Origin of the sequence: Janthinobacterium algoris, from assembly GCF_051380935.1 — a bacterium.
GTDB lineage: Bacteria > Pseudomonadota > Gammaproteobacteria > Burkholderiales > Burkholderiaceae_D > Janthinobacterium.
This window is the reverse complement of the sequence record NZ_JBNYXZ010000002.1, coordinates 86,558-108,157: the sequence shown is the minus strand read 5'-3', so window position 1 is coordinate 108,157 and position 21,600 is coordinate 86,558. Positions and strand designations below refer to the sequence as shown.

Sequence of the window (21,600 nt, the reverse complement as noted above, 5' to 3'; positions counted from 1 at the left end):
AACTGAGGTGCTCCCGGGCGTTCCTGTGTCTCAAGGCTGCGGATCGAAGCGCAAGGAAGCCGAATTGATGCAATAGCGCAAGCCGGTTGGCGGCGGGCCGTCCGGGAAGACGTGCCCGAGGTGGGCGTCGCAGACGGCACAGACGATTTCCGTGCGCACCATGCCGTGGGTACGGTCGACGATTTCTGTCACGTTGGCCGGGTCGAGGGCTTGGAAATAGCTGGGCCAGCCGCAGCCCGAGTCGAACTTGGTATCGGAGGCGAACAGGGGCGTATTGCAGCAAACGCAGGTATAGATGCCGTGCGCATGGTGGTCCCAGAACTTGCCCGTGAAGGCCCGTTCCGTGGCCGCGTGGCGCGTGACTTCGTATTGCATCGAATCGAGCATGGCGCGCCATTCGGCGTCGGTTTTTTTGACTTTATTCGTGGTCATAATAACTCCTCAGGATGAGCAACTGACTTCAAGGTGGCTGGCCCAGTCGGGCGGCAGAGCCGCATAGTGCTGGTGTTCGGGCTGTTCGTCAAATGGCTTTTGCAAAACTTCCAGCAATGTCGCCACTTCCGTGTAGTCATGCTGCCGGGATTTTTCGATAGCCACTTGTGCCAGGTAGTTGCGCAGTACGTATTTCGGGTTGACGCTGTTCATCGCCGCTTGGCGCTCGGCATCGACGCTGTGTTCCTGCCGCAGACGCGCGCGGTAAGTGGCTGCCCACGTATCGAAGGCGGGGCGGTCGATGAACATGTCGCGCAGCGCCGTGTCATGCTCGGGGGCGGCCAACTGCAGAGTCGCCAGGGCACGGAAAAAGTTCGTGAAATCCACGTGATTGGCTTGCATCAGTGCAAACATGCTGTCGAACAGCGCCGTATCGTCGTCCCCGATGGTTTGCAAGCCCAGCTTGGCGCGCAGCAAAGCATTCATCTTGTCTGCAAAGGCGGGCTGGTAAGTGTCCAGCGCCGCCTGCGCCTCGCTGACCTCGCCAATCAAGGGTAGCAGCGCCTGGCCCAGCGCGTAGCAATTCCAGTGGCCCACCTGCGGCTGGTTGGCGTAGGAATAGCGACCCTGCTGGTCCGTATGGTTGCAGATGTGGTCGGCGTCAAACGCTTCCATGAAGCCGAAGGGGCCGTAATCGAGCGTCAAACCCAAAATCGACATATTGTCCGTGTTCATCACGCCATGCATGAAGCCCACGGCTTGCCATTGCGCAATCATGTGCGCCGTGCGCACGCACACTTCGGCCAGCAAGGCTTGATAGGGATTTGATGCGGCGCGCAAATGGGGGTAAAAACCGTCGATGACGTAATCGGCCAGGATTTTCAGCTCGTCCGGCTGCTTGCGGTAAAACCAGTGTTCGAACGAGCCGAAGCGAACAAAACTAGGCGCCATGCGCGTGACGACGGCCGCCGTTTCCACCGTTTCGCGCAGGATGCCTTGCTGCGAACCCATGATGGACAGCGCGCGCGAGGTGGGAATGCCCAGCGCCGCCATGGCTTCGGAACAGAGGAATTCACGGATGGATGAGCGCAGCACGGCGCGGCCGTCGCCCATGCGTGAATACGGCGTGGCGCCGGCGCCTTTCAGCTGCAGCTCCATTGGACCGTCTGCGGTGGCGATATCGCCCAGCAAGATGGCGCGGCCATCGCCCAGCTGACCGGCCCAGACGCCGAACTGGTGGCCCGAGTACACGGCCGACAGAGGCAGCGAGCGCTCGGCCACCGCATTGCCGCTCAGCAATTCCACGTAATCAGGTTGCGCCAGGCGCGCCGCATCGAGGCCGATGAGGGCTGCGGCTGGCGCGCTGGCGGCCACGAAATACGGGGCGGGCAGGGGCGTGGGCATCAAGCGTGTATAGAACGCAGGCGGCAAGGCCGCAAAGGCGTTATCCAGTGGTAAGGTGGGAGCGGTGATGGCAATTCCATTCAAGTAGATACGCCGGCAAGTAGCGCCAGCCTGGAACCCGATTTTACCGCACGGCGCGAAGGTCCGTACCGGACGCCAGCACTGCAAAAAACGGAATCAAAAATTCCATGCTGCAATGCAATATCGAAATGCGTTGACGATTTCCGCACGACCGTACGAGACTAGGGAAAGTCTTTAATTTCCAACAATAACCGGGTATTCACCCCAGGAGACACGATGTCGGCATTCCCCTTGAGCCCAGTGATGGGCCAGATGATGAATCAGCCCCTGCTGATTTCCAGCATTATCGCGTTTGCAGCGCGTCATTATGGGGGCAGCGAAATCATTTCGCGGCGGGTGGAAGGCGATATGCACCGCTACACCTACCGCGATTGCCACCAGCGCGCGCGCCGACTGGCCAATGCCCTGCATGGCCTCGGTGTCGGCATGGGCGACCGGGTCGCCACCCTGGCCTGGAATGGCTATCGCCACCTGGAAGCTTACTATGCCGTGTCCGGCTCGGGTGCCGTGCTGCATACCATCAATCCGCGCCTGTTTCCCGACCAGATCGCCTATATCTCGAATCACGCGCAAGACCAGGTGCTGCTGTTCGACCTGACGTTCTTGCCCGTAGTGGAAAAGATCGCCGCCGACTGCACCTTTGTGCGCCACTTCGTGCTGATGTGCGACCGCGAGCGCATGCCCGCCAGCAGCACCATCCCCGACCTGCTGTGCTATGAAGACTTGATCGCCACGCATTCCGACGAGTACACGTGGCCCTTGTTCGACGAGAACGCGGCCGCGACCCTGTGCTACACGTCCGGCACGACGGGCAATCCCAAGGGCGCCCTGTATTCGCACCGCTCGACCGTGCTGCACGCGTACGCCTCGGCCATGCCCAGCGCCCTGAACGTGTGCGCCTCCGACACGGTGCTGCCCGTTGTGCCCATGTTCCACGTGAATGCCTGGGGCTTGCCGTATTCCGTGCCCCTGTCGGGTGCGCGCATGGTGTTTCCCGGCGCGGCGCTGGATGGCAAGTCGCTGTACGAGCTGTTCGAGGCGGAAAAAGTGACGTTTTCGGCCGGCGTTCCCACCGTCTGGCTGGGGCTGTTGAACCATGCCTTGCAGAATGACTTGACATTTTCCACCTTCCGCCGCACGGTGATCGGCGGCGCGGCCTGCCCTCCGGCCATGATGGATACCCTGATCGACAAGTTCGACGTGGAAGTCATCCATGCCTGGGGCATGACGGAAATGTCGCCGCTGGGCACGGCGGGCGGCTTGCAGACCAAGCACCTGGACTTGCCGAAGGACGAGCAGCGCAAGATCCTGCAAAAACAGGGCCATGCCATCTACGGCGTGGACATGAAGATCGTCGACGACGATGGCAAGGAATTGCCGTGGGATGGCGTTGCCTACGGCCATTTGCTGGTGAAAGGGCCGTGGATCATTTCCGCGTATTACAAGAACGAGGGCGGTGATGTGCTGCAAGATGGCTGGTTCCCCACGGGCGACGTGGCCACCATCGATGCGGATGGCTATATGCAGATCACGGACCGCAGCAAGGATGTGATCAAGTCGGGTGGCGAGTGGATCGGCACCATCGACCTGGAAAACCTGGCCATGGCGCATCCGGCCGTGCTGCAGGCGGCCTGCATCGGCGTGTTCCACCCGAAATGGGATGAGCGGCCCGTGCTGGTGGTGGTGTTGCGCCCGGGCATGGCGGTCACGCGCGAGGTTTTGTTGCAGTTCTTCGAGGGCAAGATCGCCAAGTGGTGGACGCCCGACGACGTGCTGTTCATCGACGCCTTGCCCATGGGCGCGACGGGCAAGATCCAGAAGAACAAGCTGCGCGAGCAGTTCAAGGGGCACCAGTTGCCCGGCATGTAGCGCGACGCCGCGCTTATGCCGCTTGCGGCAGCGCCGAGCCCAGCTTTTCCAGCAAGTGATCGCACTGGAAGACGGACAGGGTCAGGCGCTGCGCCTCTGTGCCGATATCGATCATTTCATCCATTTCGCTGCGCAAGTCGTCGTGCGTGCCCGTGCGGATGATTTGCGGCGCCGCAAAGCGCTGGCTGTCGGAAATGGTCATGATATTGTCGACGTGGTCGACGAGGAAGCCGTAGCGCTCGCTACCACGTTCCACGATGAGGATCTTGCCGGCGCTCGCGTCCGGCAGGGCCGGCATGGCATACAGCTGGCGCAGGTCGATGATACTGATCATTTGCTGGCGCAAGTTCAGCATGCCGCGCATGCAGTCCGGCATGCCCGGTGGCGTGGTGATGGCGCCGCTGAAATCGATGATTTCGCGCACCTGCCCGATTTCCACGGCGAAGCGGGTTTCCACGGTAAACGTGATGTAGACGCGGCGCTGCGCCTTGCGCGTGACGGTGGTGGCCGTTTCTGCGTCGGCCGGGTACAGGCGCGCGTGGCCGTCGCGCATTTCGACGATCTCCGCCTGCGACAGGATGCCCTTGTGGTCGAGGAAAATGATGTCGCCCAGGCCCTCTTTCGTGATGCAGCCGGCGAACATGGCCGCGCGCGCCTTGCTCAGCAAGGGAATCGGCAGCACTTCGTCGCCAAAGAAATGCACGATGCTGTCGACGGAATCGACGAGAAAGCCCACGGTCGTGTCATCGAGGCGCACGACGATGATGCGCTGGTCACTGGTCGCCGCCTTGGCCGCCTTGCCGGACCCAGCCGCTTGCAGCAGGGTGGCGAAATCGACGACGGCCACCTGGCTGCCGCGAAAATGCATGCGGCCCAGGCACAGCTCGTTATTCAGCAGGGAGCTGTGAAGTTCCGGCACCCGGATGATTTCCTGGATGGCCAGCATTTCAAAGCCAAACGTGGCGCCGGCCGCATGGAAACTGACGCACTGCCGGCGTTCGCTTTGCGCATGGTAGCGGGCCGTGCTGAGTTTGGCGCCCGTCGCCTGCAGGGCCAGCACATGGGGCACGTTTTCGATGCGTAGCAGGGCGTGCGGGTCGAGGATTTGCAGCAGGCGCGCGCCGCCGTCGAGCAATATTGTGCCGGCGATGACGTGGTGCGCGTCGTCGGCCGCGTACTGCAGGGCGCTGCGGGCGCTGGCGGGCACGCGCAGGATTTCGCCCGTATCCTGGAAGACGATGCCGATCAGCACTTGCTGAAAGTCGAGGATGGCGATCTTGTCGGTGGCAACGGCGCGCGGCGCATCGGCGCGGAACAAGCGGCCCAGGTTGACCACCGGAATGACACTGCCGCGCAAGGTGAACATGCCTTCCAGATACGCGGGCGACAGGGGCAGGGCGGTGACTTTCGCGGGGTAGTTGACCACTTCGCGGATGCAACTGGCGGGCAGGGCTAATTCATCCTCGCCCAGATGGAAGGAACCGAACAGTTCGGTGGCGCCGTTGCGCTCACCCGTGTGCCCTTCATGCATATCCATATGCGCATTCCTTGCGTGGAATCAATTCGGGTTGCGCCACCACATCGGTGACGGCGTAGCTGTGGCGGGCGCAATCGATCAGCAACTGGCGCCCGTGGCGTCCGCCCAGCGCGCAAAAACTGACGTGCAAGCCGCACTGGTCCAGGTATTTTTGCGCCGCTGCCGCGTTTTGCCGTCCCACCTGCAGGCGGCCATGACCATTATCAGGGCCGAACATGCTGGCGCCGCCCGCCAGCACCACGTCGATGTTGGCGTAATCGGCCTCGCGCACGCCCATCAGGCGCAGCAGCGAGGGCACGGCCTGGCTTACATAGCGTGCATTTAGGGCGCGTGCATTCGGGGCGCCAAGGGCGCTGTCGGCACCGGGCGCTTCCGGCAGCAAACAGTGGGCCAGGCCGCAGCAAGGGCCGTTCTTCCAGATGAAACCGATGCCGATGCAGGAGCCCAGCAGCGCCTGCAGCTGTTCGCCCTGCGTGCCCACGCTAAGTTGCCCCATGCCAACCAGGTGCAGCGGCGGCGCGTTCGCCGCAATGTGCGTGTGCATCATGCCAGCCCCGCCCTATAAATCATGGGAAACTCGAATTGATAGCCGGTACCCAGGCGGGCGATGGTTTCCGACTCGCCCAGGATCAGCCGTCCCTCGTCCTTCAGGCTCAGGCGCGCCTGGCGCAGCACGGTTTCCTGGTGCCCGGCATCGAAATAAATCAGCACATTGCGCAGGAACAGCAGGTCGAACTGCCGGGCCGGGCGCAACGCTTCCAGCAGATTGTGCTGCGCAAAACTGACGTGTTGCCGCAGCTCTTCGTTGACCTTGACGCCATACGGCGAAGGCGTGAAATATTTGCGCAGCAAATCCGGGTGCGACAGGCGGATGCGCTCGACGGAGCGCCCGCTGTATTGGCCGGCCCTGGCTGCGCCCAGGATTTGTTGCGAAATGTCGCTGGCCAGGATGTGGTAGCGGAAAGCGGGCGTTTGCAGCTTGAATTGCTCGCATAGCATGGCGATCGAATACAGCTCTTCGCCGCTGGCCGCCGCCGCCGACCAGATTTCCAGGCAGCCGCCCGGATGGGCGCCGGCCCAGGCGGGCAGGTAGTGGTCGCGGAAGTAATCCCAGATTGATGGCGTGCGGAAAAACAGGGTGTCGTTGGTGGTCACCAGGTCGATGAAATGGGCCACCTCGTCGCGGTCGCTGCTGACGCGCTCCAGGTAAGCCTGGTAGCTGAGCAGGGACAGCGCCTGCAGCCGTGGCTGCAAGCGCCGCTCCAGCAAGGCGCTCTTGCGCGCGGTCATGGCGATGCCCGTATGCTGGCGCACCAGCGCGATCAGGTTCGTCAGCACCTCGGGCGTCAAGGTGGCCGCGTGGCTCATGGCTTACACCACGAAGCCGGAAACAGTCTGGTTCAGGCTGCCCGCGCGCTCGTTCAGCCCATCCGTGGAGCGGGCGATGCTGTCGCAGTTGGCGGCCGACTTTTCCGTTTCCTCGGCGATGTACTGGATCGCCGTCGATACTTCGCGCGCCGTCAGCAGTTGTTCGTTGGCCGCCTTCGAGATGTCCGAGATGGCCAGCGTGGTCTTCGCCACGCCCGAGACGATCTTGTCGAAGGCATCGCTGGCCTGGCGCGAAATCTCGCTGCCGGTCGAGACGCGCTTGACGGATTCGTTGATCAGCTTGGAAATCTCTTTGGTTGCTTGCGAGGAGCGCTCGGCCAGCTTGCGCACTTCGTCGGCGACGACGGAAAAGCCCAGGCCGTGCTCGCCCGCGCGCGCCGCCTCGATGGCCGCATTAAACGCCAGCATATTCGTCTGGTTGGCGATCTCGCTGATGACCTTGACGATTTCGCCGATGTCTTCCGACGAGCGGTTGATGAGGTCCATCGCCTCGATCGACTTGGCGACGGCGCGCGCGCCCGCTTCCGCTTCCTGCTGCGTGGCTTTGGCCAGGTAATCGGCGTTCGAGGTGTTTTCCGCGATGGAATTGATGGAAAACGTCAGGCCGTCGATGGAGGCGTTCATTTCTTCCACCGTGGCGCCCAGCGCCTGCGTGCCCACGGCCACGCCCGTGGCCCGCTCGGCGATGGTGTGCGAGGCGTCGGCAAAGCCGTTGGCCGCCGACACCACGTTGCCGATCACGCCGCGCAAATCGACGATCATCTTGCTGATGCCGCCGGCCAGCAAGTCGATCGGCTCTTCGCCTTCGGGCACGATATTGCAGGTCAAGTCGCCTTGCGCCGCGCGCGCCACCGATTCAAGCAGGACATTGACCTTGCGGCTGTCGTTGGCGGCCTTGGCCTGGATGCTGTTTTCCAGGTTGACCTGTTCGCTGATGTCGATGGCGAACTTGACCACTTTATACGGCTTGCCGTTCAAGTCCAGGATGGGGTTGTAGGTGGCCTGTATCCACACCACCTTGCCATGGTTGCCCAGGCGCTTGTAGCGGCCCGCGTCGAATTCGCCGCGGTTGAGCTTTTGCCAGAATTTCTTGTACTCGGCGCTGCTGGCATACTCGGGCTCGCAGAACATGCGGTGGTGCTCGCCCTGGATATCGCTCAAGTCATAGTCCATGACGGCGAGGAAATTGTCGTTCGCGTCCAGCACATTGCCCTGCATGTCGAATTCGATGACCGCTTGCGCCTTGCCGATGGCGCTGACCTTGCCTTCGTATTCGGCATTGCGCTTCTTCAGGGCCGTGATGTCGTTGGCGAACTTGACCACCTTGAAAGGCCGGCCTTCAGTATCGAAAATGGGATTGTAGGTAGCGTTAAGCCAGATTTCGCGGCCGTCCTTGGTAACGCGCTTGTATTCGCCCGCGTCGAACGCACCCTTGCCCAGCTTTTGCCAGAACTGCGCGTATTCCTCGCTGCTGGCGTATTCCGCTTCGCAAAACAGGCGATGGTGCTTACCTTCGATTTCTGCCAGCGTGTAGCCGACGGAGGTGAGGAAATTGTCGTTGGCGCGGATGATGGTGCCGTCGAGCCGGAACTCGATCACGGCCTGGGCCTTGCTGATGGCGTCGATTTTGCCTTCGTAATCGGCATTGCGGCGCTTGCTGGCCGTGATGTCGGTGGCAAACTTGATGACTTTATATGGCTTGCCATCGGCGTCGAGGATGGGGTTGTAGGAAGCGTTGATCCACACTTCGCGGCCATCTCTGGCGCGGCGCTTGTATTCGCCCTGGTCGAACTCGCCGCGACCCAGCTTGGCCCAGAAGTCGCCATATTCGGCCGTTTTCACATACTCGGGGTCGCAAAAGATGGCATGGTGCTTGCCTTGCACTTCCGCCAAGGTATACCCGATGACGCGCAAGAAATTGTCATTCGCATGCAGGATGGTGCCGTCGAGTTCGAATTCGATCACGGCCTGGACACGGTTTAATGCAGTATTTATCGCTTGTAAGTCCAGATCCTGCGAGTGGCTGACATGGCTGGCTGCGTCCATAATATTTCCTTCAGTGTGGGAAGAGGAATGGGTGGCGCTAATACTGACAGGTAATGACGATATAAAATGATTCCATACTGCGCCGTACATGAGTTGGCGAATGCAGGCGATAATCGGCGCTATTGGCACATAATATTAAATGAGTTTCAGGGTATTGATTTGAATCAACAATTTTATTATTCCTCAGCGCCTGGCGAAAAACAAGGGGCATGCATAAATAATGTCAAAAGTGTCGTTGTTGGCCCGCGCCAGCATATGGCAGAGCATTTACCACATAATAAAACGGCGTTTTTCTCGTTATGTTTTAATTATTAAAATGAATATGTTATTGATAGTTGCTGGCGCCTGCCGGAGGCGGCGATGTTGTACCATGATGGCCAGCACCGGTGCCCCGCGCGCCGCGACAAAAATAATACGAGCGTTCTTTTATGCGGTATAGTGAAGCTTCATCCCTTGCAACGACCTCATCGCTAAGCAAAAACCAATAAACCCACAAGGAAGAGACATGAGTGCTGAATATCAAGTGAACGGCGCCGTCGCCGTGATTACCCTGGCCAATCCACCTGTCAACGGCCTGGGCTTGGCCACGCGCACGGCCGCCGTGGCGGGCATCCGCCAGGCGCTGGCGGATGAGGCCGTGAAAGCCATCGTCATCACGGGTGCCGGCAAGGCATTTTCCGGCGGCGCCGATATCAAGGAATTCAATTCGCCCAAGGCGCTCACGGAACCGACCCTGCATACCCTGATCAACGTCGTCGAGCAATCCACCAAGCCGGTGGTGGCGGCCATCCACAGCGTCTGCATGGGCGGCGGCCTGGAGCTGGCGCTGGGCTGCAACTACCGCGTGGCCGCACCGGGAGCGCAGATGGCCTTGCCTGAAGTCAAACTCGGCATCTTGCCGGGCGCGGGCGGCACGCAGCGCCTGCCGCGCGTGCTGGGCCTGGAAATGGCCCTCAACATGATCGTCTCGGGCACGCCCGTGGCGTCCGAAAAACTGGCTGGCACGGCCCTGTTCGACGAAGTCATCGCGCCCGGCGCCGACTTGCTGAAAGCCGCCGTAGCCTTTGCCACCAAGGTGGCCGATGTGCGTCCGCTGCCGAAAGTGCGCGAGCGCAAGGTGGACTATCCGAACCACGAAGCTTTTTTGCAATTTTCGCGCAATACCGTCAAGGCCATGTCCGGCCCGTTCCCCGCACCGCTGAAATGCGTGGATGCCGTGGCCGCTGCCGTGACGATGAAGTTCGACGAGGGCTTGACGTACGAGCGCGAACTGTTCATGCAACTGGTGCAGTCGCCTGTATCGAAAGCCTTGCGCCACGCCTTCTTTGCCGAGCGCATCGCCAGCAAGGTGCCTGACGTGCCGGCCGATACGCCCGTGCGCAGCATTGCCAGCGCGGCGATCGTGGGTGCCGGCACCATGGGTGGCGGCATCGCCATGAACTTCGCCAACGCGGGCATTCCCGTGATGCTGCTGGAAACAAAACAGGAAGCGCTGGACAAGGGCCTGGCCACCATCCGCAAGAATTATGAAAACACGGTCAAAAAGGGCAAGCTGACGCAGGACAAGGCCGAGCAGCGCATCGCGCTCGTTTCCGGCACGCTGGAATATGCCGATATCGCCCAGGCCGACATCGTCATCGAAGCCGTCTTCGAAGAGCTGGGCGTCAAGGAAAACGTCTTCAAGCAACTCGATGCCGTCATGAAGCCGGGCGCCATCCTCGCCTCGAACACGTCCACCCTGGACCTGGACAAGATCGCCGCGTTCACCAAACGCCCGCAAGACGTGGTCGGCACGCATTTCTTCAGCCCGGCAAACGTCATGAAGCTGCTGGAAATCGTCCGTGGCAAGGAAACGGGCAAGGACGTGCTGGCCACGGCGCTGGCGCTGTCGAAAAAACTGAAAAAGACGGGCGTGGTCTCGGGCGTGTGCGACGGTTTTATCGGTAACCGCATGATCGAACAGTACAGCCGGCAAGCCGGTTTCCTGCTGGAAGAGGGCTGCTTGCCGGAACAGGTGGACAAGGCGGTGGAGAAATTCGGCTTCGCCATGGGCCCTTTTCGCATGGGCGACCTGGCCGGCAACGACATCGGCTGGGCCATCCGCAAGCGCCGCTATGTAGAAAAGCCGGACGTCACGTATTCGAAGACGGCCGACCTGTTGTGCGAATTGAAACGCTACGGCCAGAAGACGGGCGCCGGCTGGTATGACTACAAGGCGGGCGACCGCAAGGCGTATCCGTCGGAACAGGTCAACGCCATGGTTGTGCAGCATTCGCAGGACATCGGCGTTGTGCGCCGCAAGATCAGCGACCAGGAAATCGTCGAACGGCTCGTGTACGCGCTGGTCAATGAAGGCGCGCGCATCCTGGAAGAGGGCATCGCCCTGCGCGCCTCGGACATCGATATGGTGTATCTGACGGGCTACGGCTTCCCCTTGTTCCGCGGCGGCCCGATGTTCTACGCGGACACGGTCGGCTTGCCGAACGTGCAGGACACGATTGCCGGCTATGCCAAAGGCCGCCACGGCGAAGCGTGGACGCCGGCGCCGCTGCTGGTGAAACTGGCAGGCGAAGGCAAGGGTTTCAATAGCTGATGCTGTGCTGTTGAATGGCGAAGGGCAGATTTCTCTGCCCTTTTTTTATTTCTTCTTCGCCAGCATCTTGATGGCCTCGTTGACGATGACGGGGTTGTCTTTCTGGATGTAATAGCCGGCGCCCGTGATGCGCTCGATGGCCGGCGCGCCGGACAGGCGCTGCCAATCCTTTTCCTGGGCCCGCACCACGTTTTCAAACGAGCCCATTTCCTCAATGCCGAACTTGTCACGCACAAGCAGCATGGCGGGCACGCGCAGCGGGCTGCTCATGTCGACATGCTGCAGGCACTGCGCCTGGGCATCGAACTCGGCCGATTCCGTACTGTTGAACATCAGCTTGCGCCGCGTCTTCACGAGCATGGCGTAGGTGGACGCGTCCGTTTGCATCCGGCTCCACTGCTGCGGGTGAGTGGGATCGAGCAAGACCAGGCCGGCCACATCCTGCGGGTACAGCCTTGCATACACATACTGGTACAGCCCGCCCAAGCCTTGGCCGACCAGCACATACGGCGGCTTCAAGCCCGCTTGCGCCAGCAGGGCACGCTGCTGGGCGGCGATGGTGCAAGGATCGCGCGGCGTGGTGGTTTTGCGGCTGTCGCCGTAGCCGGGACGGTCGTACACGAGCACGCGGTGCTGCCTGGCCACTTCGGGCACGACCTTGGCCCACACATCCTTGCCGTCGCCCATGGCCGACTGGAAGATGACGGGCAAGCCGCTCTGGCCACTCAGGGCGTAGGCGATGCTGGCGTCGGGCAGGGCCGCGGTGGCCGGCACGCCCGGCGTGGTTGGCGAGGACGGCAGCAGGGAGCAGCCGGAAAAACAGGCTGCCAGCAGCAAGCCGGCGCTGGAGAGGAGCATGGTGCGCGCGGGGCGGCCGACGAATAGATGATGCATGAATCTCCTTCTTGGTTCACGGACCGGGGACCGGTATGGCGTCGCAGCCATTATAGGCAAAACATATAGAAGTGGAAATGCCGAACAGAGGCGGATTTACCGTCTTGTCAGCCGGCGTCGGCGCGATGGCAGACGGCTTCGATGCGGTTGCCGTCCGGATCGAACAAAAAGGCCGCGTAATAACTGGCGTGATAGTGGCGCAGGCCGGGCGCGCCCAGGTCGATGCCGCCCTGCGCCAGCCCCGCGTGCCAAAACGCTTCCACGGCCGCGCGCGAGGCGGCCTTGAAGCAGCAATGGCGGCGTGGCGCGTCGTCGGGTTTCGGACCCAGGCGCACGGAAAAATAGCTGCGTTCCGGATGTTCCGCATCGCTGCGCTCACCATAGCCTACCCACGCGTTGGCATGGTCGCTACCCACCTTGGGCACGTCCAGCGCGGCAAAGATGGCGTCGTAGAAGCGCTCGGCGCGTTCCAGGTCGCTAACGGTGAGGGAAACGTGATCGAGCATGGCATTCCACTGTAAAAACAAGAACGACCATAGCATAGCCCGGATCAGGACGGTCGTGGGCCGAAGTTACCGAGTGACACTGCCGGCGGCCAACTGGCGGTTAAGGGCGGCTGGCGAGCCGGGCCACTATACTGCGGCTCATCAGTTGCACGCGGGGTGCGAACAGCATCACGGCGCAGAAGGCCACAGGCCAGGCGGCAAAAAACGCATGGCGCCAGCGGGGCAAAAAGTCCGCTTGCAGGCCGATATTGAGCCAGGTGACCCAGGCGCTCATCAGCAGGGTCATTAGTAGCGACATCAGGAAGGCAAACATACAGCGCAAGCGCAGGGCTTCGGACATGGGGCACTTTCAACATGATGAGGACAGGGTAGCGTAACAACTTGCGACAATCTATACTAGAGTCATATTTTTAATTTCAAATTCCATAAATGCAATCATGTTTGACGAATTATGCTTGATAAGTCATGCTTGATACATAATGCTTGATACATCATGCTCGATGACCTAGCCCTGTTTGTCGCCATCGTGGAGGCGGGCAGCCTGCATGCGGCGGCTGTCAAAGAAGACTTGCCCGCCGCCACGGTCACGCGCCGGCTGCAAAAGCTGGAAAGCCAGCTCGGCTACCGCTTGCTCAACCGCAGCGCGCGCCGCTTGCAGCCGACGGCGGAAGGCTGGCAATACTACGAGCAGTGCCGCCCCCTCGTGCATGCGCTGCGGCAAGCGACGCAGCAGCTCGACGCCAGCCTGTCGGCCGTCTCGGGCAGCATCCGCGTGCTGGCGCCCGTCAACTTCGCCAGCGGCTTGCTGACGCCGGCCTGGGTCAGCTTCATGCAGCAGTATCCGGACATCCGCCTGGAGCTGGAACTGTCGAACCTGCTGCAAGACTTGGTGGGCAGCGGCGCCGACCTGGCCATCCGCGTGGGCGCGCTCGACGATTCCTCGCTGATGCAGCGGCGCCTGGGCAGCGCCGCGCTGGTGATGGTGGCCGCGCCCGCCTACCTGGCGCGCGCCGGCGTGCCGCGCGACCTGCAGGAACTGGCACGGCATGAATTGATCGTGGCCGAGCCGCTGCGCAGCTGGCGCTTGCGGCGGCCCGGCGACGGTGCCGAAATGCTGATCGAACCGCAGGCGCGTCTGCGCGTCAATGAAATGCGCCTGGCCGTGGAGATGGCCGACGCGGGCATCGGCATCTTGTTGTGTCCGCTTTTACAGTGCCGCGATGAAGTGGCCCGGGGCAGCCTCGTGCGCGTCTTGCCGGACTGGATGCCGCAGCCGCGCCACGTGTATGCCGTGTGGACGCAGCGGCGCTACCTGCCGGCCCGCGTGCGCGTATTGCTCGAGCACTTGGCGGCGTTTGCGGCCGGCAATCCGCTGCTGAACGAGGAGTTGGAGGTGTAAAGCGCCTGTTGCCGCGCCAGCCACTGCGTGAACCGGCGCAGCGCTGGCGTAAAACCGCTGGCTGGCGCGGCGCCGGGCTTGGTTTGGGCAAGAAAATACGCCATGTGCGCCTGCATGGCCGGGTAGTGCCGCAGCAATAGCGCCGCGTGCTCGTCCAGGCTGGTAGGCCAGCAGGGATCGCCATCCTGGCGCAGGATGTTGCAGGAGCGGATCAACTTGCGCGACGCTTCGCGCTGCAGGCGGACGACGGTGGCGGGCTCGCGCGCCTCGTCGAGGCGCCGCGCATACGCGTCCAGCACGTGGGCATAGTCGCCATTCACGGCCAGGGCGATGGCGCGCGAGGGGGCGAACGGCGCAAAGTGCAAGGCCAGGTCCTTGCCCCACAGGCAGCGGCATTGGTGCTTGAGCCAGTAGCCCCAGCTGTACAGGTGCTCGGGCGCCAACACCTGTGCCCGGTAACCGATATCGAAATCGATCTTGATCACCTCCGGGTGGCGCGCCTGCAAGGCATGGCGCAGCGTTTCCAGCGCGTCGCCCTGCGGCGGCGTGGGCGGCTGGCGCAGTATCAGGGTCAGGTCGAGGTCGGATACGCCGGGCGTGGCGTCGCCACGGGCAATGCTGCCGTACAAGTAAATGCCGTCCAGCAAGTGACCGGCGTGTGTGGTCAGGCTGGCACAGACGTCTTCCAGCAAGGCGTCGAAATGGTGCTGCAGAGGGCCGCAGGGGGCGGGCAGAATGGTCGGCATGCCTGGCACGAGTCCGGTCGTAGAAACTAGCACCATAGCATGTGGCGGGTGGGGCATGCTGGGGAATCCCTTCCACTCAGTAATACCGAGCGCTTGTACTTTCCGTCAAGATCGCGTTAATATAAAGCTGCCCGCTTATCCAGTGGGCAATCTGGTGTTTTTTTCGCGCAATCCGTCCCTATCCATGAGAGTAGCAATGAAATATCTGATCGTTCCCTTCTTGCTGGCCATGACTGGCTGTGAAGTTTTGTATGATGCGAACCGGGACAAGATCGGCGAGTATTGCAACAGCCTCAATAATTTTGACGACCGCAATGCCTGCCGCAAGCGCAACCAGACCAGCTACCAGGAATACGTGCAGCAGCGCGACCAGCAGAAAAAGAGGCAGAGCGACAAGTAAGCTTGCCACCGCATACCTCGCATAAAAAAACAAACGCCGCTGACAAGTCAGCGGCGTTTTGCTTTGCGGACCCCGGCATTGCGGCCGGGGCTCGCATCGGATATCAGATCAATCGTCGGCGTAGATATTGTTATCCTTGGTTTCCTTGACGAACAGGGTGCCGATCACGACAGTCGCCAGGGCAACGACGATCGGATACCACAGGCCATAATAGATATCGCCCTTGAAGGCCACCAGCGCGAAGGCCGTGGTCGGCAGCAGGCCGCCGAACCAGCCGTTACCGATATGGTAGGGCAGGGACATCGACGTGTAGCGTATGCGCGTCGGGAACATTTCCACCAGCATGGCGGCGATCGGGCCATACACCATGGTCACGTACAGCACCAGGATGAACAGCAGCAAGACGACCATCGGCTTGTTGATCTGGTCCGGATTGGCTTTCGCAGGGTAGCCCGCTTCCTTGATGCCGGCGCCCAGTTCCTTCTTGAGTGCCGCTTCGTGGGCCTTGCTTTCCGCATCGAAGTTCAGGCCATCGGCCGTCATGACGGCGTTAAACGAGGAAAATTCCTTCGTACCGATGCGCACCTTGGCGATGCTGCCGGCCGGCGCGTCTTCCTTCGTGTAGTTCACCGAGCTGTTCGACAGGAAGCCTGTAGCGATGTCGCACGACGATGGGAACTTTTTGGTGCCAGTCATGTTGAACTGGAAGTGGCAGGACGCAGGATCGGCCACTACCACCACTGGCGAGTTCTTCAGTGCCGCTTCCAGCTGCGGATTGGCGAAGTGGGTCAGGCCGTTGAAGATCGGGAAGTAGGTCAGGGCGGCGATCAGGCAGCCGCCGAGGATGATGTACTTGCGGCCGATGCGGTCGGACAGGCTGCCGAAGAACAGGAAGAATGGCGTGGCCAGCAGCAGGGCGATCGCAATGAGCACGTTGGCCGTTGCCAGATCCACTTTCAGGGTCTGGATCATGAAGAACAGGGCATAGAACTGGCCCGTGTACCACACGACGGCCTGGCCGGCGGTCAGGCCGATCAGGGCCAGAATGACGATCTTCAGGTTTTTCCACTGGCCGAACGCTTCCGTCAGCGGGGCTTTCGAGGTTTTGCCCTCGGCCTTCATCTTGGCAAACGCAGGCGATTCATTCATGGCCAGGCGGATCCACACGGAAATGCCCAGCAGGATGACGGAGACCAGGAAGGGAATGCGCCAGCCCCACGCCTCGAAATCCTTCTCGCCGGTCGCCAGGCGGGTGCCCAGGATGACCATCAGCGACAGGAAAAAGCCCAGGGTTGCCGTGGTTTGTATCCACGCCGTGAACGCGCCGCGCTTGCCTTCAGGCGCGTGTTCGGCCACATAGGTGGCTGCGCCACCGTACTCGCCGCCCAGCGCCAAGCCTTGCAGGATGCGCAGGAAGACGAGGATGATCGGTGCGGCGATGCCGATGGAGGCATAGCCGGGCAGGAGGCCGACGATGAAGGTGGAGCCGCCCATGATCAGGATGGTGATCAGGAAGGTGTACTTGCGGCCGATCATGTCGCCCAGGCGGCCGAAGACCAGCGCGCCGAACGGACGCACGATGAAGCCGGCGGCAAAGGCCAGCAGCGCAAAGATGAAGGTGGTGGTGGGGTCGCCGATGAAAAATTGCTTGGCGATGATGGATGCCAGCGAACCGTACAGGTAAAAATCGTACCATTCAAAGACGGTGCCGAGTGAGGACGCAAAAATGACCTTGCGTTCTTCGGGCGTAATCGGCGTTCCCTTGGTGGAAAATTTCCGTACGTCGGCCGAGCCGGATGGTGTTGCCATGGTTTGTCTCCCTATGTTTTATAGTGAACCATTGCCGCGGTCTTTTTGACCATTCTTGCAACAGCTGGAGGCGAGTGTGTTCTCCGAACCTTACGTCATGCTTGCTTGAAACTTACACGAAGCTTACAAATGAAGTCAGCCAGAACTTTGCGAACGACCGTACTTAAATGTGCTATTCTGCTTACGAGGCACCATTATTGACCACATGACCACCATATACTATTCCCACAAGGAGACACAGCATGAATGAAGCCGTCATCGTATCGACCGCCCGCACGGGTTTGGCCAAGTCTTGGAAGGGCGCGTTCAACATGACGCACGGCGCCACCTTGGGCGGCCATGTGCTGGCGGCCGCCGTCGAGCGCGCGCGCATCGAGGCGGAAGAAGTGGAAGACGTGCTGGTCGGCTGCGCCTTTCCCGAAGGCGCCACGGGCGGCAATATCGCGCGCCAGGTCGCCTTGCGCGGCGGCTGCCCCGTCACGACGGCCGGCATGACCGTCAACCGTTTCTGTTCTTCGGGTCTGCAAGCCATCGCCCTGGCCGCGCAGCGCATCATCGCCGGCGAAGGCGATATCTATGCGGCGGGCGGCGTGGAATCGATTTCCTGCGTGCAAAATGAAATGAATACGCATATGCTCCGTGACGTCTGGCTGCAGCAGCACAAGCCGGAAGTGTACTGGCCTATGTTGCAGACGGCCGAAACCGTGGCCAAGCGCTATCAGATTTCGCGCGAGCGCCAGGATGTGTATGGCGCGCAAAGCCAGCAGCGCGCCGCTGCCGCCCTGGCTGCCGGCTTGTTCGACGCGGAAATTGTGCCGATGACCACCATCATGGGCGTGGCAGACAAGGCCAGCGGCATGCTGGTGTCGCGTGAAGTGACGATCTCTGCCGATGAAGGCATCCGTGCCGATACGACTTACGATGGCGTGGCGAAGATTCGTTCCGCCATGCCGGGCGGCGTCATCAGCGCCGGCAATGCCAGCCAGTTTTCCGATGGCGCGGCGATGGCCATCGTGATGAATGCGAAAGTGGCAGAAGCGAAAGGCTTGCAGCCGCTGGGCATCTTCCGCGGCTTTGCCGTGGCCGGCTGCGAACCTGATGAAATGGGCATCGGCCCCGTCTACGCGATTCCGAAACTGCTGAAAAAGGCGGGCTTGACGGTGGCCGACATCGGCTTATGGGAACTCAATGAAGCGTTCGCCGTGCAAGTGCTGTATTGCGCCGACACCCTGGGCATCCCCATGGACCGCCTGAACGTGAATGGCGGGGCGATTGCCGTCGGCCATCCGTACGGCGTGTCGGGCGCGCGCCTGACGGGCCACGCCTTGATCGAAGGCAAGCGCCGTGGCGTCAAATACGTGGTGGTGACCATGTGCATCGGCGGTGGGCAGGGTGCGGCCGGCCTGTTCGAAGTGCTGTGATGTAGATTCAACCCAGTCTGCGGGCGGCTTCCAGGGCCGCCCGTTTGCATTCCGTGCCCTGTTCCTGCAAGGCGCGCCGATAGCGGTTACAGTAATGCTTCATTTATAAACAACTAGCCTGCCACCATGATCAAGCACATCGTTTTCTGGAAACTGTTAGACCACGCGGAAGGCGCCGACCGCGCCACGAATGCCTTGAAACTGAAAGCCTTGCTCGATTCCTGTGCCCACCTGGTGCCCGGTATCTTGACATTCGAGGCGGCCGTAGCCCAGCCGGGCCTGGAAGCCACCTACGACATCGTCTTGTACAGCGAGTTCGCCAGCCGCGAAGCGCTCGATGCCTACCAGAACCATCCCGAGCACGTGAAAATCAAGCCATTCTTTGGCGCAGTACGGGAAGCCAGGCAATGCATGGACTATGAGATTTAATGATTGAGTTACCCCAACCCTTCGCTTTAGGGTTCAGCTTGTTTGTCCAATAAGGAGCATTCATGACCACCTACCAACGCATCGTTCTCGCCTCGCGCCCCACGGCCGAGGTGCAGCCAGATAACTTCCGCCTGGAAACGGCTGAAATCCCCGCCATCACCGAGGGCCAGTTGCTGGTGCGTAACCAATACCTGTCGCTCGACCCTTACATGCGCGGGCGCATGAGCGCCAATAAAAGCTATGCGGCGCCGCAGGCGCTCGATGAAACCATGATAGGCGGCACGGTGGGCGTGGTGCTCGAATCGAAGCATCCGAAGTTTGCCGTGGGCGACACCGTCGTGGGCACTTTGGGCTGGACGGAAGTGGCCGTGTCGGACGGCACGATGCTGCGCAAGGTCGACACGACGCACATCCCTGCCTCGGCCTATCTGGGCGCCGTCGGCATGCCGGGCATGACGGCGTGGTATGGCTTGAACCAGATCATGGCGCCGAAAGCGGGCGAAACGGTGGTCGTGTCGGCCGCCAGCGGCGCCGTGGGCAGCGTCGTGGGGCAACTGGCGAAATTGAAAGGCTGCACGGTGGTGGGCATTGCCGGCGGTGCCGACAAGTGCGCGTATGTCGTCAAGAAACTGGGTTTCGATGCCTGCGTCGACTACAAGGCGGGCAATCTGGCGGCCGACCTGGCAGCGGCCACGCCGGACGGTATCGACGCCATCTATGAAAACGTGGGCGGCGCCATCTTTGATGCGGCCTTGGCGCGCACCAATGCCTTTGGCCGCGTGGCCGTGTGCGGCTGGATTGCCGGCTACAACGGCGAACCGACGCCGCTCGACAATGCGCGCCTGATCCTCATCAACCGCCTGACCATGCGCGGCTTCATCGTCTCGGAGCAGCCGGAATTCTGGCCGCAAGGACTGGCGGAACTGGGTACCTTGGTGGCGACGGGCAAGCTGAAATTCCGCGAATCCGTGGCCGACGGCCTGGCCAGCGCGCCCGAGGCCTTCATCGGTCTGTTGAAAGGGCGTAACTTCGGCAAGCAATTGGTGAAGCTGGGTTAGCCCCCTATGAAAGGTGGGCCGTGCGACAATTGTGGCCCGTCTCTCCGTCTCTTATGACCACTTATCACTTACCATGACCAAGCACACCATCCGCCTCGGCGACTGGGCCACCCTGGGCCTTGACGCCACCGCCATCCGTTTTGAAGTTTTTGTCGATGAACAGAAAGTGCCGGCCGAGATTGAACTCGACGACATGGACGCTGTCTGCCTGCACGCCGTTGCCTATGACGATGCCGGCAACGCCATCGGCACGGGCCGTTTATTGCCAGATGGTCATATCGGCCGCATGGCCGTGCGCCAGCCGGGCCGCGGCACGGGCATGGGCGGCGCCATCCTGCAATTGCTGATGGAGAAGGCACGCGAACGGGGCGATGCCGCAGTGGTGCTGAACGCGCAAACCGTGGCCGCGCCATTCTATGCGCGTCACGGTTTCGTGCAGCAGGGGCAGGTATTTGAAGAGGCGGGGATTGCGCATGTGGAAATGCGCCTGGAGTTTTAAACGTTGTTTTGGATCTTGTCGGGTTAGCGCACAGCGCATCACCCGACACGTCAGTACTATCAATTCTGCGCGTGCGACTGGCGCCATTTATCCAGAATCACCGCCAGCACGATCACGACACCTTTCGCCACATACTGCCAGAACGACGACAGTCCCAAGATCGTCAAGCCATTGTTCATCACGCCGATGATCAGGGCGCCGATGACGGTGCCCCAGACAGAGCCCACGCCGCCCATCAGACTGGTGCCGCCCAGCACGACGGCCGCGATGGCGTCCAGTTCATAGCCCGTGCCCCAGTTGCCGTTGGCCGCATACAAACGGCTGGCCGACATGGCGCCGCCCAGACCAGCGAACAGACCGCTGATCGTATAGACAAACATCAACACGAGGCCGACCTTGATGCCCGTCAAACGTGCCGCCTGGATATTGCCGCCGACAGCGTAGATATGCAGACCCAGGGTCGTCTTGCGCAAAATAAACCAGGTCAGCACGACGACGGCCGCAGCCAGCCAGATCAGCCAGGGAATGGCCAGGAAGCTGCCGTTGCCCATCCATTCGAAGCTGGGGATTTCCGTGTTCAGCACGCTGGTGCCATCGGCCAGCAAATAAGCGGCGCCGCGCAGGGCCGTCATGGTGCCAAGCGTCACGACGAAGGGATTGAGGCCGACGAGGGCTACCAGCACGCCATTCAGCGCGCCCAGCAGCAGGCCGACGATGAGGAAAGTGGGAATCGAAAAGCCGGCGAACTGGGCCGACAGCGACATCAGCATGCCTGCCACGGCCGAGACGGCCAGCACGGAGCCGACGGACAAATCGATGCCGCTGGTGAGAATGACGAAGGTCATGCCGGAGGCCAGCACGATGTTGATCGACACCTGGCGGAAGATATTCATGGTGTTATTGCTGGTCATGAAGGTCGACGTGCCGTCGGCCGAGAAATACACGGTTAAGCCGTACATGGCCAGGTAGAGCACCACCAGCACGGGCAGCATGCCCAGGCGGCGCATCAGGTTCGAGGCATTGAAGGGTTCGCCGGCGCGCGCGGCGCCGCTGGGGGTACTCGTTGTCATGGTCAATCTCCTGAATGA

Annotated in this window: 21 protein-coding genes; 9 read left to right on the top strand and 12 right to left on the bottom strand. The window is 61.4% G+C overall.

Features of this window, described 5'->3' with window-relative positions:
• Positions 1-30 precede the first annotated feature (30 nt).
• Positions 31-432: a peptide-methionine (R)-S-oxide reductase MsrB gene (msrB, locus tag ACQ4W7_RS03380; protein ID WP_426071232.1), complete on the bottom strand. Its 402-nt coding sequence runs from the start codon at positions 430-432 to the stop codon at positions 31-33.
• Positions 433-441: 9 nt separating this feature from the next.
• A complete protein-coding gene (locus ACQ4W7_RS03375; RefSeq protein ID WP_436528438.1) occupies positions 442-1,920 on the bottom strand; it encodes a protein adenylyltransferase SelO in 1,479 nt (492 codons plus the stop codon).
• A 213-nt stretch (positions 1,921-2,133) separates the two neighbouring features.
• Between ACQ4W7_RS03375 and ACQ4W7_RS03370 the strand changes: the two genes are divergently transcribed.
• The gene (locus tag ACQ4W7_RS03370; RefSeq protein ID WP_436528436.1) at positions 2,134-3,786 is read left to right on the top strand and encodes a 3-(methylthio)propionyl-CoA ligase; all 1,653 of its coding nucleotides are present in this window, start codon (positions 2,134-2,136) and stop codon (positions 3,784-3,786) included.
• Positions 3,787-3,799: 13 nt separating this feature from the next.
• Here the strand turns inward: ACQ4W7_RS03370 and ACQ4W7_RS03365 are convergent, their stop codons facing one another.
• The 4 genes from ACQ4W7_RS03365 to ACQ4W7_RS03350 are packed head-to-tail and all read right to left on the bottom strand — an operon-like array spanning position 3,800 to position 8,758.
• Positions 3,800-5,323, bottom strand: coding sequence for a chemotaxis protein CheW (locus tag ACQ4W7_RS03365; protein ID WP_436528434.1), 1,524 nt, complete (start codon positions 5,321-5,323; stop codon positions 3,800-3,802).
• Positions 5,310-5,870 (bottom strand): chemotaxis protein CheD, encoded by a 561-nt coding sequence (locus ACQ4W7_RS03360; protein ID WP_436528432.1) that lies wholly within the window; start codon positions 5,868-5,870, stop codon positions 5,310-5,312. Before ACQ4W7_RS03360 ends, ACQ4W7_RS03365 begins: the two co-directional genes overlap by 14 nt.
• Positions 5,867-6,691 carry a CheR family methyltransferase gene (locus ACQ4W7_RS03355; protein ID WP_436528430.1) on the bottom strand — a complete coding sequence of 275 codons (825 nt, stop codon included), beginning with the start codon at positions 6,689-6,691 and terminating at the stop codon, positions 5,867-5,869. Before ACQ4W7_RS03355 ends, ACQ4W7_RS03360 begins: the two co-directional genes overlap by 4 nt.
• A 3-nt stretch (positions 6,692-6,694) precedes the next feature.
• On the bottom strand, positions 6,695-8,758 hold the full coding sequence (locus tag ACQ4W7_RS03350; RefSeq protein WP_436528428.1) for a methyl-accepting chemotaxis protein: 2,064 nt from the start codon (positions 8,756-8,758) through the stop codon (positions 6,695-6,697).
• A 66-nt stretch (positions 8,759-8,824) separates the two neighbouring features.
• On the opposite strand from ACQ4W7_RS03350, the gene ACQ4W7_RS03345 reads away from it, so the two are divergent.
• Together ACQ4W7_RS03345 and ACQ4W7_RS03340 are read left to right on the top strand one after the other, a co-directional pair.
• Positions 8,825-9,073 carry a hypothetical protein gene (locus ACQ4W7_RS03345; protein ID WP_436528426.1) on the top strand — a complete coding sequence of 83 codons (249 nt, stop codon included), beginning with the start codon at positions 8,825-8,827 and terminating at the stop codon, positions 9,071-9,073.
• Positions 9,074-9,263: 190 nt separating this feature from the next.
• Positions 9,264-11,351 carry a 3-hydroxyacyl-CoA dehydrogenase NAD-binding domain-containing protein gene (locus ACQ4W7_RS03340; RefSeq protein ID WP_436528424.1) on the top strand — a complete coding sequence of 696 codons (2,088 nt, stop codon included), beginning with the start codon at positions 9,264-9,266 and terminating at the stop codon, positions 11,349-11,351.
• Between the two features lie 45 nt (positions 11,352-11,396).
• On the opposite strand, the gene ACQ4W7_RS03335 is transcribed toward ACQ4W7_RS03340, so the two are convergent.
• The 3 genes from ACQ4W7_RS03335 to ACQ4W7_RS03325 form a co-directional block, all read right to left on the bottom strand.
• On the bottom strand, positions 11,397-12,245 hold the full coding sequence (locus ACQ4W7_RS03335; protein ID WP_436528422.1) for an alpha/beta fold hydrolase: 849 nt from the start codon (positions 12,243-12,245) through the stop codon (positions 11,397-11,399).
• A 107-nt stretch (positions 12,246-12,352) separates the two neighbouring features.
• Positions 12,353-12,751, bottom strand: a complete 399-nt coding sequence (locus ACQ4W7_RS03330; protein WP_436528420.1) for a VOC family protein — start codon at positions 12,749-12,751, stop codon at positions 12,353-12,355.
• A gap of 100 nt (positions 12,752-12,851) precedes the next feature.
• The gene (locus ACQ4W7_RS03325) at positions 12,852-13,091 is read right to left on the bottom strand and encodes a DUF2798 domain-containing protein (RefSeq protein ID WP_436528418.1); all 240 of its coding nucleotides are present in this window, start codon (positions 13,089-13,091) and stop codon (positions 12,852-12,854) included.
• Between the two features lie 153 nt (positions 13,092-13,244).
• On the opposite strand from ACQ4W7_RS03325, the gene ACQ4W7_RS03320 reads away from it, so the two are divergent.
• Positions 13,245-14,150: a LysR family transcriptional regulator gene (locus ACQ4W7_RS03320; protein WP_426071221.1), complete on the top strand. Its 906-nt coding sequence runs from the start codon at positions 13,245-13,247 to the stop codon at positions 14,148-14,150.
• Here the strand turns inward: ACQ4W7_RS03320 and ACQ4W7_RS03315 are convergent.
• The gene (locus ACQ4W7_RS03315) at positions 14,060-14,896 is read right to left on the bottom strand and encodes a nucleotidyltransferase domain-containing protein (protein WP_436528415.1); all 837 of its coding nucleotides are present in this window, start codon (positions 14,894-14,896) and stop codon (positions 14,060-14,062) included. The genes ACQ4W7_RS03320 and ACQ4W7_RS03315 overlap by 91 nt on opposite strands.
• Before the next feature lie 196 nt (positions 14,897-15,092).
• Between ACQ4W7_RS03315 and ACQ4W7_RS03310 the strand changes: the two genes are divergently transcribed.
• Positions 15,093-15,296, top strand: a complete 204-nt coding sequence (locus ACQ4W7_RS03310; RefSeq protein ID WP_426071219.1) for a hypothetical protein — start codon at positions 15,093-15,095, stop codon at positions 15,294-15,296.
• 108 nt (positions 15,297-15,404) lie between these two features.
• Here the strand turns inward: ACQ4W7_RS03310 and ACQ4W7_RS03305 are convergent, their stop codons facing one another.
• Positions 15,405-17,105 (bottom strand): MFS transporter, encoded by a 1,701-nt coding sequence (locus ACQ4W7_RS03305; RefSeq protein WP_426071218.1) that lies wholly within the window; start codon positions 17,103-17,105, stop codon positions 15,405-15,407.
• 242 nt (positions 17,106-17,347) lie between these two features.
• Here ACQ4W7_RS03305 and ACQ4W7_RS03300 point away from each other — a divergent pair, with 242 nt between their 5' ends.
• From ACQ4W7_RS03300 to ACQ4W7_RS03285, 4 genes are all read left to right on the top strand, one after another.
• Complete coding sequence (locus ACQ4W7_RS03300) at positions 17,348-18,526, top strand: acetyl-CoA C-acyltransferase (RefSeq protein WP_426071217.1); 1,179 nt, start codon at positions 17,348-17,350, stop codon at positions 18,524-18,526.
• Positions 18,527-18,652: 126 nt separating this feature from the next.
• On the top strand, positions 18,653-18,955 hold the full coding sequence (locus tag ACQ4W7_RS03295) for a Dabb family protein (RefSeq protein ID WP_436528412.1): 303 nt from the start codon (positions 18,653-18,655) through the stop codon (positions 18,953-18,955).
• A gap of 62 nt (positions 18,956-19,017) precedes the next feature.
• Positions 19,018-20,013: an NADP-dependent oxidoreductase gene (locus ACQ4W7_RS03290; protein WP_436528410.1), complete on the top strand. Its 996-nt coding sequence runs from the start codon at positions 19,018-19,020 to the stop codon at positions 20,011-20,013.
• Between the two features lie 73 nt (positions 20,014-20,086).
• Positions 20,087-20,512 carry a GNAT family N-acetyltransferase gene (locus tag ACQ4W7_RS03285; RefSeq protein ID WP_426071214.1) on the top strand — a complete coding sequence of 142 codons (426 nt, stop codon included), beginning with the start codon at positions 20,087-20,089 and terminating at the stop codon, positions 20,510-20,512.
• 59 nt (positions 20,513-20,571) lie between these two features.
• Here ACQ4W7_RS03285 and ACQ4W7_RS03280 read toward each other — a convergent pair whose 3' ends face one another.
• Positions 20,572-21,582 carry an ABC transporter permease subunit gene (locus ACQ4W7_RS03280; protein WP_426071213.1) on the bottom strand — a complete coding sequence of 337 codons (1,011 nt, stop codon included), beginning with the start codon at positions 21,580-21,582 and terminating at the stop codon, positions 20,572-20,574.
• Positions 21,583-21,600: the final 18 nt, after the last annotated feature.

Bases quoted from the DNA above. Each gene is read 5' to 3' on its own strand.
- ACQ4W7_RS03310 (WP_426071219.1), top strand. From the start codon at position 15,093: ATGAAATATCTGATCGTTCCCTTCTTGCTGGCCATGACTGGCTGTGAA.
- ACQ4W7_RS03285 (WP_426071214.1), top strand. From the start codon at position 20,087: ATGACCAAGCACACCATCCGCCTCGGCGACTGGGCCACCCTGGGCCTT.
- ACQ4W7_RS03345 (WP_436528426.1), top strand. From the start codon at position 8,825: ATGATTCCATACTGCGCCGTACATGAGTTGGCGAATGCAGGCGATAAT.
- ACQ4W7_RS03350 (WP_436528428.1), bottom strand. From the start codon at position 8,758: ATGGACGCAGCCAGCCATGTCAGCCACTCGCAGGATCTGGACTTACAA.
- ACQ4W7_RS03335 (WP_436528422.1), bottom strand. From the start codon at position 12,245: ATGCATCATCTATTCGTCGGCCGCCCCGCGCGCACCATGCTCCTCTCC.
- ACQ4W7_RS03360 (WP_436528432.1), bottom strand. From the start codon at position 5,870: ATGATGCACACGCACATTGCGGCGAACGCGCCGCCGCTGCACCTGGTT.
- ACQ4W7_RS03315 (WP_436528415.1), bottom strand. From the start codon at position 14,896: ATGCCGACCATTCTGCCCGCCCCCTGCGGCCCTCTGCAGCACCATTTC.
- ACQ4W7_RS03320 (WP_426071221.1), top strand. From the start codon at position 13,245: ATGCTCGATGACCTAGCCCTGTTTGTCGCCATCGTGGAGGCGGGCAGC.
- ACQ4W7_RS03295 (WP_436528412.1), top strand. From the start codon at position 18,653: ATGATCAAGCACATCGTTTTCTGGAAACTGTTAGACCACGCGGAAGGC.
- ACQ4W7_RS03325 (WP_436528418.1), bottom strand. From the start codon at position 13,091: ATGTCCGAAGCCCTGCGCTTGCGCTGTATGTTTGCCTTCCTGATGTCG.
- ACQ4W7_RS03355 (WP_436528430.1), bottom strand. From the start codon at position 6,691: ATGAGCCACGCGGCCACCTTGACGCCCGAGGTGCTGACGAACCTGATC.
- ACQ4W7_RS03340 (WP_436528424.1), top strand. From the start codon at position 9,264: ATGAGTGCTGAATATCAAGTGAACGGCGCCGTCGCCGTGATTACCCTG.
- ACQ4W7_RS03305 (WP_426071218.1), bottom strand. From the start codon at position 17,105: ATGGCAACACCATCCGGCTCGGCCGACGTACGGAAATTTTCCACCAAG.
- ACQ4W7_RS03300 (WP_426071217.1), top strand. From the start codon at position 17,348: ATGAATGAAGCCGTCATCGTATCGACCGCCCGCACGGGTTTGGCCAAG.
- ACQ4W7_RS03370 (WP_436528436.1), top strand. From the start codon at position 2,134: ATGTCGGCATTCCCCTTGAGCCCAGTGATGGGCCAGATGATGAATCAG.
- msrB (WP_426071232.1), bottom strand. From the start codon at position 432: ATGACCACGAATAAAGTCAAAAAAACCGACGCCGAATGGCGCGCCATG.
- ACQ4W7_RS03330 (WP_436528420.1), bottom strand. From the start codon at position 12,751: ATGCTCGATCACGTTTCCCTCACCGTTAGCGACCTGGAACGCGCCGAG.
- ACQ4W7_RS03365 (WP_436528434.1), bottom strand. From the start codon at position 5,323: ATGGATATGCATGAAGGGCACACGGGTGAGCGCAACGGCGCCACCGAA.
- ACQ4W7_RS03290 (WP_436528410.1), top strand. From the start codon at position 19,018: ATGACCACCTACCAACGCATCGTTCTCGCCTCGCGCCCCACGGCCGAG.
- ACQ4W7_RS03280 (WP_426071213.1), bottom strand. From the start codon at position 21,582: ATGACAACGAGTACCCCCAGCGGCGCCGCGCGCGCCGGCGAACCCTTC.